This window comes from Streptomyces sp. SCSIO 75703 (assembly GCF_036607905.1).
GTDB lineage: Bacteria > Actinomycetota > Actinomycetes > Streptomycetales > Streptomycetaceae > Streptomyces.
Genome location: NZ_CP144555.1, coordinates 5,120,714 through 5,134,736 on the forward strand (window position 1 = coordinate 5,120,714; position 14,023 = coordinate 5,134,736).

The following is a 14,023-nucleotide window of genomic DNA, read 5'->3' on the forward strand; positions in this document are numbered from 1 at the left end:
CCCCGGCACCCGCCCTCCGCCCCGCACAGGACGGTTCGAGGGGGTGACCACCCACCGGGTGGTCACCCCCTCGCCCATGTCCCCGCGGCCCTCGCGCGCCCGGCCGTCCCCGCCCGCGCGGCCCCCGCGACCCCACGGGCGGCGCCGGGCCCCCGGCTCCCCGGAGCCCGGCGCCGGCCGCCGTCCGGTCAGCCGCGCAGACCCGGCACCTTGCGCGGGGGCCGCGACGCCGTGCCGAGGCGCTCCCGCAGGGCCGTCCACCGGGCCGAGGCCGCCCAGACCACCCGGACGGCCGAACGCGGGGCGATCCGTGCCCGCAGCCGCGTGCCCCGGCCCACCGAGGCCCGCAACCCCGCCGCCGCCCGGCCGGCGTCCTCCGCCAGCCCCGCCACCGGACGCGGCCGGGGCGCGTACAGCACCTCCTCCACCGCGCGGGCCACCCGGCGCACCGCCGCCCCGGCCTCCTCGTCCAGGCGCCCCAGCCGCACGATCCGCTCCGCCGAGCCACGCGGCGTCAGCGACCCGTCGGGCGGGACGCCGAGGTCCCACGCCGTGTCGCCCAGCTCCTCCCACACGGCCAGGGCGTGCGGCGCCGCGTCCGCCGCGCCCCGCCCGTGCGCCCCCAGTCGCACCGACCGCCGGCGCAGCCGCCACAGCATCGGCGTCAGCGGCGTCAGCAGCACCGCGAGGGCGCCCAGCGTCCAGCCCAGCACCGCGTACCCGCCCGGACCGCCGCCGCCGGCCACCGGCACGGTCACCGCCGGCTCGCTCGCGCACGCCTCCGCCTTCTTGTCCTCCGCCGAGCACCCGTCGCTCGCCGAGGGCGCCGCCGACGGCTCCGCCCGCGCGTCCCGGGACGGCTCGGCCGGGTCCGGCACCGCGCTCCCCGGCGCCTGAGGCAGCGTGTACGAGGGCGCCGAACCCCGGGTCGGCGTCGGCTCGAACCGGGTCCAGCCCACACCCTCGAAGTACAGCTCGGGCCAGGCGTGCGCGTCCCGCAGCCCCACCGACACCGAACCGTCCCCCTGCGGCGTGCCCGGCGCGAAGCCCACCGCCACCCGGGCCGGTATGCCCAGGGTGCGGGCCATCGCCGCCATGGAGAAGGAGAAGTGCACGCAAAAGCCCCGCCGGTCCCGCAGGAACCGGGAAATCGCCTGCGACCCGCTGCCGACCCGCACCTGCGTGTCGTAGACGAAGCCGCCCTCGGTGGCGAAGAACTCCTGGAGCGCGACCGCCCGCTCGTACGCGTTCGACGCCCCGGCCGTCACCTCGCGGGCGGTCTCGGCGACCACCCCCGGCAGCGACTCGGGCAGCTCCGTGAACTCCCGCAACAGCCCCTCCGGCGGCCGGGGCGCCGCCGCGAGCTGCTCCGCCGTCGGACGCACGTCCAGACCGCGCACCTCGTACGTCATCCCGCGGGTGTTCTGGCCGTGGTCGCCCACCAGCGTCATGCCGACCGGCTCGTAGCGCCAGTGGCCGGACACCCGCACCCCGCTCGGCGGATACGGCATCGGCAGCCAGTCCTGGGCGTACCAGTCCGCCGCCGACACCGTCGTCACCGTCTCCCGGCGCTCCACGTCGGGGCCGAGCCCCGCGGGGGTGGGGAAGGCGCCCTCCGGCACCGAGGTGATGTGCCGCTTGGCCGGCTTCCAGGTGGTGCCGTCGAAGTCGTCCAGGGAGACGATCCGCAGGTACAGGTCGGAGAGGTCCGCCGTGTCGGTGGTGACGGACAGCACCCGGCGGTCCTCGTCGACGTTGAGGCTGTCCCGCAGGGAGACCAGCGGGTTCACCGCGGAGATGGTGCCGCCGCCCCCGGAACCGTCGCCCGCCGAGCGGGCGCTGTCCAGCAGACCCCCCTCCAGCGCGGGCAGCGCCGCCGGCACCACCAGGGCGACGCCCAGCGCGAAGGCGCCGATCCGCCGCCCGGTGCGCAGCGGCGCCGCGGGGCCCGCGCGCTCCCCGGCGGTGCGCTGCGGCCCGCCGAAGACCCGTCCCCACTGCGCCAGCCGGTCGCGGCCCTCCGCGAGCAGCAGCGTCAGGTACCCCGTGGCGGCCAGCAGGAACCACAGCCAGTCGGCGCCGCCCTCGGCGAGCCCCGCGGCCACCGAGTACAGCGCGAGCAGCGGCAGCCCGGCCGGGGCCGCGCTGCGGAAGGTCACCGCCAGGGTGTCCACCAGCAGGCCGATGACCAGCACCCCGCCGACCAGCATGAGCCGGATGCCGTCCGACTCCAGCGGCGCCGGGATCGCGTACCGGGCGATGTCGTCGGCGCCCTGGCGCAGCAGCGCGCCCACCCGGGCGACGGCCTCCGGGCCGGGGACCAGCCCGGCGAGGGCCTCCCGGCGGGCGAAGGCCACGGTCAGCAGCAGCACCCCGGTCACCGACTGCGCGGCGACGGTCAGCGGCCGGGCCAGCGGCACCCGCCGGGCCACCGCGCCCACGCCCGACTGCACCGCCAGCAGGAAGGCGGCCTGCACGATCCAGGTCGCCGGGTCCACCAGCGGCAGCAGCGCGCACGCCGTCGTCAGCGTGGCCGCCCAGGCGCACAGCGCCACTCGTGCCTGCCCGCTCATCGCCCGTCCTCCCCGGTGGCCGGTGCGAGGCCGTCGCGCTCGCGGTCGGCCCGGCGCCACAGCTCGGCGAGCGCGGCGCCGCGGGGGACGCCGACCACGGTCCACCCCGCCTCGCGCAGCCGCCGCAGGGGCTCCCGGTCCCCGTCCGCGGCGGTGCCCGGCGCCGCGTCGCCGCGCCACTCGGCCACGTCCAGGACGAAGGCGACCGCCCCGCCGCCGGCGTGGCGCAGCGTGGCGGCGACGGCGGCCTGCTCCTCGTCGAGGTCCCCGAAGAACGCCACCAGCAGCCCCCCGCTGCCGCCGCGCAGCACGTCGTGGACCCGGGACAGGCCGGTCTGGCCGGAGTGCCCGACCACCGCGAGGGTGTCCATCAGCAGCCCGGCGGTGTCGGCGCCGCCGCCGGAGGTGAAGCCGTCGGCGCCCTCGCCCGGGACCGTGGCGCCGGTGTCGGTCAGCAGCCGCACCGAGAAGCCCCGCTCCAGCATGTGCGCCAGGACGGACGCGGCGCCCGCGACGGCCCATTCGAAGGCCGAGTCGGGACCGGCGCCCTCGAACGCCGTCCGGCGGGTGTCCAGCAGGACCGTGCAGCGGGCCCGCCGCGGCTGCTCCTCGCGGCGCACCATCAGCTCCCCGTGGCGCGCGGTGGACCGCCAGTGCACCCGGCGCAGGTCGTCGCCGTGCCGGTAGCCGCGCGGGATGACGTCGTCGTCACCGGCCAGGGCGAGCGCGCGCCGCAGCCCGTCCCCGCGGCCCCGCGAATCGCCGCTCAGCCGCACCGGCGGCAGCGCCTCCACGCGCGGGACGACGGTCAGGATGTCCTCGGCCGAGAAGGACCGGGTCAGCTCGCACATCCCGAACGGGTCGGTCAGCCGCAACTGGAGCGGGCCGAGCGGGTAGCGGCCCCGCAGATCGGAGCGGACCCGGTAGGACACCTCCCGGCTGCCGCCCGGCTCGACCCGGTCCAGGACGAAGCGGGGGCGCGGGCCGAGCACGTAGGGCACCCGGTCCTGGAGCATCAGCAGTCCGGTGGGCAGCCGCGAGACGTTCTCGACGCGCAGGTGCACCCGGGCCTCCCCGGCGGCGGGCACCCGCGCCGGGGACAGCCGGCGCCCTCCGGCGACCCGGTGGCGGGTGCGGTGCAGCACCGCGGCGCAGGCCGGCGGCAGCACCCCCAGCAGCAGGCCCACCCGGAGCAGGTCGCCCTGGCCGAGGACGTAGGCGCAGACGGCGGCGGCGATCCCGGCGGCCAGGAAGGAACGCCCCCGGGTGGTCAGCCCGGCCAGGGCGGCGCGGATCCCGCCGCCCCCGGCGCCGTCCTGGTCCTGGTCCGGGCGGTGCGTCCCCCCGGCCTCCATCACGGCCTCCGCGGCGGCTGCCGGCCGTGGGCGGGGGCCGCCCCGAGGCCGTTGTGGCGCACGGTGGCGGGCACCGGGGTGCGCCGCAGGATCTCCTGGACGACCTGTTCGGCGGTGGCGCCGTTGAGCTGGGCCTGCGCGGTGGGCAGCAGGCGGTGCGCGAGGACGGCGACGGCGAGCGCCTGCACGTCGTCCGGCAGCGCGTAGTCCCGCCCGCCGAGGGCGGCGGCGGCCTTCGCGGCGCGCAGCAGGTGCAGGGTGGCGCGCGGGGAGGCGCCGAGTCTGAGGTCGGGATGGGTGCGGGTGGCGGCGACCAGGTCCACGGCGTACCGCCGGACCGGTTCGGCGACGTGCACCTCGCGGACCGCCTCGACCAGCTTGACGATGTCGTGGGCGTGGGCCACCGGCTGCAGGTCGTCCAGCGGGTTCACCCCGCCGTGCACGTCCAGCATGCGCAGTTCGGCCTCCGGGTGCGGGTAGCCGATGGAGACCCGGGCCATGAAGCGGTCGCGCTGGGCCTCGGGCAGCGGGTAGGTGCCCTCCATCTCCACCGGGTTCTGGGTGGCCACGACCATGAAGGGGCTGGGCAGCTCGTAGGTCTGCCCGTCGATGGTGACCTGGCGCTCCTCCATCGACTCCAGGAGCGCGGACTGGGTCTTCGGCGAGGCGCGGTTGATCTCGTCGCCGATCACCACCTGGGCGAAGATGGCGCCCGGTTTGAACTCGAAGTCCCGGCGCTGCTGGTCCCAGATGGAGACGCCGGTGATGTCCGAGGGCAGCAGGTCCGGCGTGAACTGGATACGGCGCACGGAGCAGTCGACGGACCGGGCCAGCGCCTTGGCCAGCATGGTCTTGCCGACCCCGGGGACGTCCTCGATGAGCAGGTGCCCCTCGGCGAGCAGCACGGTCAGGGCGAGCCGCACGACCTCGGGCTTGCCCTCGATCACGCTCTCGACCGACGCGCGCACCCGCTCGACGACGGCGGTCGGATCGTCCCCCACCGGCGGATACGCCCGGTCGGGGGCGCCCCCACGGCTCGCACGATCGTCATAGGTGGTCAACCGGCCCTCCTCGGCCCTTCCCCGCGCTCCGAGGAGCGGGGTTACCCCAGCTTTCCGGCCGGCCCCCGTGTCCCGGGACGGCCCACCCCGTCGCGGCACCACGCGGAATCCACGGTCCCGCGTGAGGCCACTCCCCGCATTCTTGCCGCCGTTACCGATTCGTGTCACTCGCCTGTGGACAACTCGCCGCGTTATGTCGGGTCTTGCGGCACCGGTGACGGCACGGGGACGGGTGTCGGAGCGTACGGGCCGGTCAGGCGGGGTCGACCTCGCGCAGCAGGCCCGTCCGTACATCGAAGACGAAACCACGGACGTCCTCGGTGTGCAGCAGGAACGGCGAAGTGCGCACCCGCTTCATCGACTGGCGCACGTCCTGGTCGACGTCGCGGAAGGACTCGACCGCCCACGCGGGGCGCTGGCCGACCTCCATCTCCAGTTCGTGCCGGAAGTCCTCGGTGAGCGACTCCAGGCCGCAGCCGGTGTGGTGGATGAGGGCGATGCTGCGCGTGCCCAGGGCACGCTGGCTGATGGTGAGGGAGCGGATGACGTCGTCGGTGACGACGCCTCCCGCGTTGCGGATGGTGTGGCAGTCACCGAGGTGAAGGCCGAGCGCGGCGTGCAGGTCGAGCCGTGCGTCCATACAGGCGACGACGGCGACGCGCTGAACGGGACGGGCGTCCATCCCGGGATCGGTGAACGCGGCGGCGTACTCCGCGTTGGCCTCGACGAGCCGGTCGGTGACGGTGCCCTCGCGCACTATGGCGGATTCGGAGCCTGCGGGAACCGATGCAGAAGTCGTCATAACCATGACGTTACTGGCCGACCGGGCCCGTAGCCCTCGGTGAAGCGGGACAAAGAACGTCATCGTGGCTTGTTGTGAGCCAACCCACAGGGCGGTGTGAATGCGCCCGTACGGGTGAAAAGGCGCGGTGCGCCGGTTTGCGGACGCCGGTGTCCGCGACGCGCAGGCCGGTTGATTGACCGGGCGACCCGGTCGACTAAAGTGACGCGCAGCGGGAGGCGAGGCTCTCCCCGCTGGACTGAACACCCCGGAGAGCTGGGCGAGATCCCGCTGGCTCTCCCCACGTGCGCGGCGCGTACGTACGGCTCGGCCTCCTCCCGCTCCCGGCCGGCCGACGCTTTCGGCGCCGGCAGGTCTCCCCTTCCGAGCGAGCGGGAGGGGACCCGGCGGTACGTGACGCCGCGCCGGACCGGAGAGGCCGCACCACTTGAGCCAGAGTCGACACGTCCCGGTGATGCTCCAGCGGTGCCTGGACCTGCTGGCACCCGCGCTCCAGGAACCGGGGGCGGTGGTCGTGGACTGCACGCTCGGGCTCGGCGGACACAGCCAGGCCCTGCTCGACCGTTTCCCCGGGGTGCGGCTGGTCGCCCTCGACCGGGACCCGGAGGCCCTGCGCCTGTCCGCCGAGCGGCTGGCCGGCTACGGGGACCGCGCCACCCTGGTCCACGCCGTCTACGACGAACTGCCCGAGGTCCTGGAGCGGCTCGGCCTGCCGCGCGTGCAGGGCGTGCTCTTCGACCTCGGCGTGTCGTCCATGCAGCTCGACGAGGCCGGCCGCGGCTTCGCCTACGCGCAGGACGCCCCGCTGGACATGCGGATGGACCAGACGGCCGGCGTGAGCGCCGCCGAGGTCCTCAACACCTACCCGCCCGGCGACCTGGTGCGCATCCTGCGCGCCTACGGCGAGGAGAAGCAGGCCCGGCGTATCGTCTCGGCGATCGTGCGTGAGCGGGAGAAGGAGCCCTTCACCACCAGCGCCCGGCTGGTCGAGCTGATCCGCGACGCGCTGCCGCAGGCCGCCAAGCGCACCGGCGGCAATCCGGCCAAGCGCACCTTCCAGGCGCTGCGGATCGAGGTCAACGGCGAGCTGTCGGTCCTGGAGCGGGCCGTGCCGGCCGCGGTGCGCGCCCTCGCCGTCGGCGGCCGGATCGCGGTGCTCTCGTACCAGTCGCTGGAGGACCGGCTGGTCAAGCAGGTCCTGTCGGCCGGCGCGGCCGTCACCGCGCCGCCCGGACTGCCCGTCGTGCCGGAGCGGTACGCGCCGCGGCTCAAGCTGCTCACCCGCGGTGCCGAACTTCCCACCGAGGAGGAGATCGCCGAGAACCGGCGGGCGGCGCCGGCCCGGCTGCGCGGGGCCGAGCGCATCAGGGAGGACGTCGAGTGAGGCCGGCCAGGCGGGTGCGGGTGCGCCGTCGCGGCCGCGGGGAGGGTACGTGAGCGGAAAACCCGAACTGAGGGGGCGGGCCGCGCGGCTCGCCCGGCTCTTCCCGCCGGGCGGCGGGCGAGGCCAGGCGGCCAGGGCGCCTTTCGTCCTCCTGGTCGTCGTGCTGCTCGGTGGCGGACTGATCGGCCTGCTGGTGCTGAACTCGGCGCTGAGCGAGGGCTCCTTCCAGCTCGCCGACCTGAAACGGGAGACGAAGAGCCTCACCGACGAGGAGCAGGCGCTCCAGCGGGACATCGACGCCTACGCCGCGCCCCAGGCGCTGCACCGGCGCGCGGGCGAGCTGGGTATGGTGCCCGGCGGCGACCCCGCCTTCCTCGGCCCCGACGGCAAGGTCAAGGGCTCGCCCAGCCCCGCGGCCACCCCGCCGGCCCCGGCCACCTCCCGGCCGGCCGCCCCCGAGGCGCCGCCCTCACCGTCCGGGACGGACCCCTCGGCCGATCCCTCCCCGGACCCGTCCGCCACCGGTGAGCCGCCCGCCACCGGACCGGCCCCGGCCCCCGGCGCGGAGCCCTCCGGCACCGGGACCCCCGGAACCACCCCCGCCCCCACCGCGGCGGGCAGCCCCCTCCCGACCCCGACCCCCGGCAGGTGACGGAAGTGTCCGACAGGCAACCGCCGCGCCGCCGCGTGCCCGGACCCGCCCGGCCCGTCCGCCCCGGCGGACGGCGGCAGCCCGGACCCGGCGCCCGGTCCCCCCGCGGCCCGGCCCGCCGCCCGGCCCGGCCCTCCCCGCCCAGGGGCCCGGCGTCCGGCTCCCTGCGCCTGGGCCGCCCCCGGCCCCGGCTGCGCATGGTCGGGCTCGCCTTCACCCTGGTCCTGGCCGCCTTCGTGGTGCGGCTGCTCCAGGTCCAGGCCGTCGAGGCCGGCACGTACACCGCGAAGGCCGAGCAGAACCGCTACGTCGTCCACACCCTGACCGCCGAGCGCGGCGGCATCACCGACCGCAACGGCGTCGCCCTCGCCGCCACCGAGGACGCCTACGACATCACCGCCGACCCCACGATGTTCACCCGCGACCAGCTCGGCGTCGACGACGGACCCGAGCAGGCGGCGGCGCTCCTCGCCCCCATCCTCGGCCGGGAGCAGGAGGAACTGGTCACCCAGCTCCGCCCGAAGAACACCGGGCTGCGCTACGTCCGGCTCGCCCGTCGCCAGACCCCCCAGGTCTGGAACCAGATCAAGGACCTGAAGAGCGCGCTGGCCAAGGAGCGCGAGACGGACAAGTCCGCCGTCAACGTCCTCGCCGGCGTCTTCGCCGACCCCAGCAGCAAGCGGGTCTACCCGGGCGGCGACCTGGCCGCCGGACTCATCGGCTGGGTCGACTCCGAGGGCAAGGGCGGCGGCGGCCTCGAACGCCAGCTCGACGACACGCTGGCCGGCAAGGACGGCACGCTCCGCTACGCCCAGTCCGGCGGGCGCCACGTGCCCACGGCCGGCTCGACCGAGACGCCCGCCGTGCCCGGCAGCGACGTCGAACTGACCCTCGACCGGGACATCCAGTGGGCCGCCCAGCACGCCATCACCGAGCAGGTCGCCAAGTCCAAGGCCGACGGCGGCTACGTGATCGTCCAGGACACCCGCACCGGCGAGATCCTCGCCATGGCCAACTCGCCCGGGTTCGACCCGGGCGACCTGGCCCACGCCGACCCGGCGGCGCTCGGCAACGGGGCGCTCCAGGACGCCTTCGAGCCCGGCTCCACCGCCAAGGTCATGTCGATGGCCGCCGTGCTGGAGGAGGAGGCCGCCACGCCGGGCACCCACGTCACCGTGCCCAACCGGCTGCACCGCGGCGACCGCCTCTTCAAGGACGACGTCGACCACCCCACCTGGTACCTCACGCTCAACGGGGTGCTCGCCAAGTCCAGCAACATCGGCACCATCCTGGCCACCGGCGAACTGGGCGGGACCCAGCGGGAGGCCAACGAGGTCCTCTACTCCTACCTGCGCAAGTTCGGGCTCGGCGAGTACAGCGGACTGGGCTTCCCGGGGGAGACCAAGGGCATCCTCGCCCCGCCCGGACAGTGGTCCACCTCGCAGCAGTACACGATTCCCTTCGGCCAGGGCGTGTCGGTGAACGCGCTCCAGGCGGCCTCCGTCTACTCGACGATCGCCAACGGCGGCACGCGCGTCGAACCCACCGTCGTGCGCGGCACCAAGGGCGCCGACGGGCGCTTCACCCCCGCCCCCGAGCCCAAGAGGACCCGTGTGGTCAGCGAGGAGACCGCCAGGACGCTGGCCAGGATGCTGGAGTCGGTGGTCGACGACGAGGAGGGCACCGGCACCAAGGCGCGCATCCCCGGCTACCGCGTGGCCGGCAAGACGGGCACCGCCAACCGCGTCGATCCGGCCACCGGCAAGTACCACGGCTACACCTCCTCGTTCGCCGGGTTCGCCCCCGCCGACAAGCCCCGCGTCACCGTCTACTGCGCCATCCAGAACGCCACCCGGGGCAGCTACTTCGGCGGCCAGATCTGCGGCCCCATCTACAAGGAGGTGATGGAGTTCGCGCTGAAGACCCTCCAGGTCCCGCCCACCGGCGCCGAACCCGCGAAGCTCCCGGTCACCTTCAAGCCCTGACCCCGCACCGAGCAGCCCGTACCGAGCCAGCACCGAGCCACCAGGAACCACCCGTGACAACGATCACCCCCGATCCGGGGAACCAGGACAGCCCCCGGACCTCACTTCGCCCGGAGGCGGGTGGGCCCGGTACGCTCACCGCCGTGCCACACGCTGATCAGTCCCAAACCACCCAGAAGGGTCATCCCGTGACCTATTCGGGACCGCCCCGGCCGGCGCGGACCACCGCGACACCCCTCGCGGAACTCGCCGGTCAACTGGGTGTCACCGCACCGCGCAGCACCGCCGGGATCACCGGGATCACCCACGACTCGCGCGCCGTCCGCCCGGGTGACCTGTACGCCGCGCTGCCCGGGGCCCGCGCCCACGGAGCCGACTTCGTCACCCAGGCCGCGGGCCTCGGCGCCGCCGCCGTGCTGACCGACGCGGCCGGCGCCGAACGCGCCGCCGCGGCCGGACTGCCGGCCCTGGTCGTCGAGGACCCCCGCGCCCGGATGGGTGAACTGGCGGCCACCATCTACGGCCACCCCGGGCGCGACCTCCTCCAGATCGGCATCACCGGCACCTCCGGGAAGACCACCACGGCCTACCTCGTCGAGGGCGGGCTGCGCACCACCATGGCGACCGGGCTCATCGGCACGGTCGAGATGCGCATCGGCGACGAGCGCATCCCCTCCGAGCGCACCACCCCCGAGGCCACCGACCTCCAGGCGCTCTTCGGCGTCATGCGCGAACGCGGCACCGAGGCGGTCGCCATGGAGGTCTCCAGCCACGCCCTGGTGCTCGGCCGCGTCGACGGCTGCGTCTTCGACGTCGCCGTCTTCACCAACCTCAGCCCGGAGCACATGGACTTCCACTCCGGGATGGAGGACTACCACCAGGCCAAGGCGCAGCTCTTCACACCCGCCCGCAGCCGCCTCGGCGTGGTCAACGTCGACGACGAGCACGGCCGCCGCATCGCCCGCGAGGCCACCGTCCCGGTCGTCACCTACTCCGCGGAAGGCCACCCCGACGCCGACTGGCGGGCCGAGGACGTCACCGTCGGCCCGCTCGACTCGACCTTCACCGCCATCGGGCCGAAGGACGAGCGGATCGCGGCCACCTCGCCGCTGGCCGGCCCGTTCAACGTGGCCAACACCCTCGCCGCCCTCGTCGCCCTCGCCGCCGCCGGGCTCGACCCGCAGACCGCCGCCGACGGCATCGCCGCCGTGCCGGGCGTGCCGGGCCGGCTGGAGCGGGTGGACGCCGGACAGCCCTACCTCGCGGTGGTCGACTACGCCCACAAGACCGACGCGGTCGAGTCGGTGCTGCGCGCCCTGCGCAAGGTCACCGAGGGCCGGCTGCACGTCGTCCTCGGCTGCGGCGGCGACCGCGACGGCAGCAAACGCGGCCCGATGGGCGCCGCCGCCGCCCGGCTCGCCGACACCGCCGTGCTGACCTCGGACAACCCCCGCTCCGAGGACCCCCTCGCCATCCTCGCCACGATGCTGGAGGGCGCCGCGTCCGTGCCGTCGCACGAACGGGGCGAGGTCCAGGTCTTCGAGGACCGGGCCGCCGCCGTCGCCGCCGCCGTCGCGCGGGCCGAGCCTGGCGACACCGTACTGGTCGCGGGCAAGGGCCACGAGCAGGGCCAGGACATCGCCGGAGTGGTCCGTCCCTTCGACGACCGCCAGGTGCTTCGCGAAGCTATCCAGAAGACCCAGGGATGAACTTGTGATCGCCCTCTCCCTCGCCGAGATCGCAGAAGTCGTCGGCGGGCAGACGCACGACATACCGGACGCGTCCGTCCGGGTCACCGGGCCGGTCGTCCGGGACTCCCGGGAGGCCGGGCCCGGTTGCCTCTTCGTCGCCTTCGTCGGCGAGCGCGTCGACGGCCACGACTTCGCGTCGGCGGTCGTCGGGGCGGGAGCGGCGGCCGTGCTCGGCTCCCGGCCCGTCGGCGTGCCCGCGATCGTCGTCGACGACGTGCAGGCCGCCCTCGGCGCCCTCGCCCGGCACGTGGTCCGCCGGCTCGGCGCCACCCTCGTCGCGCTCACCGGGTCGGCCGGCAAGACCAGCACCAAGGACCTCATCGCCCAGGTGCTGCGGAGCAAGGCGCCGACGGTGTTCACGCCGGGCTCGCTCAACAACGAGATCGGGCTGCCGCTGACCGCCCTCACCGCCACCGAGGAGACCCGCTTCCTCGTGCTGGAGATGGGCGCGCGGGGCATCGGCCACATCCGCTACCTGGCCGGACTGACCCCGCCCTCCGTCGGCCTCGTCCTCAACGTCGGCAGCGCCCACATCGGCGAGTTCGGCGGCCGGGAGCAGATCGCCGAGGCCAAGGGCGAGCTGGTGGAGGCGCTGCCCGAGGACGGCGTGGCCGTCCTCAACGCGGACGACCCCCTCGTACGGGCCATGGCCTCCCGTACGAAGGCGAAGGTGATCCTTTTCGGAGAGTCCGGCGAAGCGGACGTTCGCGCCGAGAACGTGAGACTCACGGACAGCGGACAGCCTTCCTTCCGGCTTCACACACCCTCCGGTGCACGTGATGTGACCATGCGCCTGTACGGTGAGCACCACGTGTCGAACGCGCTCGCCGCGGCCGCCGTCGCCCACGAGTTGGGCATGTCCGCAGACGAGATCGCCACCGCGCTCTCCGAGGCGGGCTCCCTCTCCCGCTGGCGGATGGAGGTCACCGAGCGCCCGGACGGCGTGACCGTCGTCAACGACGCCTACAACGCGAACCCCGAGTCCATGCGTGCCGCGCTGCGCGCGCTGGCGGCCATGGGCAAGGGACGTCGCACGTGGGCGGTGCTCGGCCAGATGGCCGAGCTCGGGGACGAGGCGCTCGCCGAGCACGACGCGGTCGGACGGCTCGCCGTCCGGCTCAACGTCAGCAAGCTCGTCGCGGTCGGGGGCAGGGAAGCCGCCTGGCTGCAACTGGGCGCATACAACGAGGGTTCATGGGGTGAGGAGTCGGTGCACGTGTCCGACGCACAGGCGGCGGTCGACCTGTTGCGCAGCGAGTTGCGCCCGGGGGACGTCGTGCTCGTGAAGGCGTCCCGATCGGTGGGACTGGAGAGCGTCGCCGCGGCGCTGCTCGATGCCGGCGCCGAGGGTGAGGTCGCCGCCCGATGATGAAGCAGATCCTGTTCGCGGGAGTCATCGGCCTCTTCCTGACGCTGGTCGGCACCCCGCTGCTGATCAAGCTCCTGGCCCGCAAGGGGTACGGCCAGTACATCCGCGACGACGGCCCGCGCGAGCACGCCAGCAAGCGCGGTACGCCGACGATGGGCGGCATCGCCTTCATCCTGGCGACGATCGCCGCGTACTTCCTGGCGAAGGTGATCACGGGGTACGTCGACGAGAACGCCGACGCGACCCCGACCTTCTCGGGCCTGCTGGTGCTCGGTCTGATGGCGGGGATGGGCCTGGTCGGCTTCCTCGACGACTACATCAAGATCGTCAAGCGGCGCTCACTGGGCCTGCGGGCCAAGGCGAAGATGGCCGGCCAGCTCATCGTCGGCATCGCCTTCGCGGTGCTCGCGCTCCAGTTCGCCGACAACCGGGGCAACACCCCGGCGTCCACGAAGCTGTCGTTCATCACCGACTTCGGCTGGACCATCGGACCGGTGCTGTTCGTGGTCTGGGCGCTGTTCATGATCCTCGCGATGTCGAACGGCGTGAACCTGACGGACGGTCTGGACGGCCTGGCCACCGGCGCGTCCGTGCTGGTCTTCGGCGCCTACACCTTCATCGGCGTCTGGCAGTACCAGGAGTCCTGTGCCAACGCGCAGACCCTGACCAACCCCAACGCCTGTTTCGAGGTACGGGACCCGCTCGACCTCGCGGTGGTCGCCTCCGCCCTGATGGGCGCCTGCCTCGGCTTCCTGTGGTGGAACACCTCGCCCGCCAAGATCTTCATGGGCGACACCGGTTCGCTGGCGCTGGGCGGCGTCCTCGCGGGCCTGGCCATCTGCTCGCGCACCGAGCTGCTGGTCGCCATCCTCGGCGGTCTGTTCGTCCTCATCACCATGTCGGTGGTCATCCAGGTCGGCTCCTTCCGCCTCACCGGCAAGCGGGTCTTCCGCATGGCACCGCTCCAGCACCACTTCGAACTCAAAGGCTGGTCCGAGGTCCTGGTCGTGGTCCGTTTCTGGATCATCCAGGGCATCTGCGTGATCGTCGGACTGGGACTCTTCTACGCGGGATGGGCAGCGGACAAGTGA

10 protein-coding genes are annotated in these 14,023 nt (G+C 74.4%); 6 read left to right on the forward strand and 4 right to left on the reverse strand.

Going from position 1 to position 14,023, the window contains the following annotated elements:
- Window positions 1–188: 188 nt before the first annotated feature.
- The 4 genes from VM636_RS22505 to VM636_RS22520 form a co-directional block, all read right to left on the reverse strand.
- Window positions 189–2,573 carry a DUF3488 and transglutaminase-like domain-containing protein gene (locus tag VM636_RS22505; protein WP_338485469.1) on the reverse strand — a complete coding sequence of 795 codons (2,385 nt, stop codon included), beginning with the start codon at window positions 2,571–2,573 and terminating at the stop codon, window positions 189–191.
- Complete coding sequence (locus VM636_RS22510; RefSeq protein ID WP_030417846.1) at window positions 2,570–3,928, reverse strand: DUF58 domain-containing protein; 1,359 nt, start codon at window positions 3,926–3,928, stop codon at window positions 2,570–2,572. The genes VM636_RS22505 and VM636_RS22510 overlap by 4 nt, the downstream gene beginning before the upstream one ends.
- Complete coding sequence (locus tag VM636_RS22515) at window positions 3,928–4,929, reverse strand: MoxR family ATPase (RefSeq protein WP_030417847.1); 1,002 nt, start codon at window positions 4,927–4,929, stop codon at window positions 3,928–3,930. Before VM636_RS22515 ends, VM636_RS22510 begins: the two co-directional genes overlap by 1 nt.
- Before the next feature lie 313 nt (window positions 4,930–5,242).
- The gene (locus VM636_RS22520; RefSeq protein WP_305793743.1) at window positions 5,243–5,797 is read right to left on the reverse strand and encodes a carbonic anhydrase; all 555 of its coding nucleotides are present in this window, start codon (window positions 5,795–5,797) and stop codon (window positions 5,243–5,245) included.
- Window positions 5,798–6,218: 421 nt separating this feature from the next.
- Here VM636_RS22520 and rsmH point away from each other — a divergent pair, with 421 nt between their 5' ends.
- The 6 genes from rsmH (at window position 6,219) to mraY (ending at window position 14,023) form a co-directional block, all read left to right on the forward strand.
- Window positions 6,219–7,175, forward strand: coding sequence for a 16S rRNA (cytosine(1402)-N(4))-methyltransferase RsmH (gene rsmH, locus VM636_RS22525; RefSeq protein WP_078855634.1), 957 nt, complete (start codon window positions 6,219–6,221; stop codon window positions 7,173–7,175).
- A 49-nt stretch (window positions 7,176–7,224) separates the two neighbouring features.
- Window positions 7,225–7,827 (forward strand): hypothetical protein, encoded by a 603-nt coding sequence (locus VM636_RS22530; protein WP_030417850.1) that lies wholly within the window; start codon window positions 7,225–7,227, stop codon window positions 7,825–7,827.
- Complete coding sequence (locus tag VM636_RS22535; RefSeq protein WP_078855635.1) at window positions 7,824–9,812, forward strand: penicillin-binding protein 2; 1,989 nt, start codon at window positions 7,824–7,826, stop codon at window positions 9,810–9,812. The genes VM636_RS22530 and VM636_RS22535 overlap by 4 nt, the downstream gene beginning before the upstream one ends.
- A 188-nt stretch (window positions 9,813–10,000) precedes the next feature.
- Window positions 10,001–11,521 (forward strand): UDP-N-acetylmuramoyl-L-alanyl-D-glutamate--2,6-diaminopimelate ligase, encoded by a 1,521-nt coding sequence (locus VM636_RS22540; protein WP_053912600.1) that lies wholly within the window; start codon window positions 10,001–10,003, stop codon window positions 11,519–11,521.
- 4 nt (window positions 11,522–11,525) lie between these two features.
- The gene (murF, locus tag VM636_RS22545) at window positions 11,526–12,932 is read left to right on the forward strand and encodes a UDP-N-acetylmuramoyl-tripeptide--D-alanyl-D-alanine ligase (RefSeq protein ID WP_030417853.1); all 1,407 of its coding nucleotides are present in this window, start codon (window positions 11,526–11,528) and stop codon (window positions 12,930–12,932) included.
- On the forward strand, window positions 12,932–14,023 hold the full coding sequence (gene mraY, locus VM636_RS22550) for a phospho-N-acetylmuramoyl-pentapeptide-transferase (RefSeq protein WP_030417854.1): 1,092 nt from the start codon (window positions 12,932–12,934) through the stop codon (window positions 14,021–14,023). Before murF ends, mraY begins: the two co-directional genes overlap by 1 nt.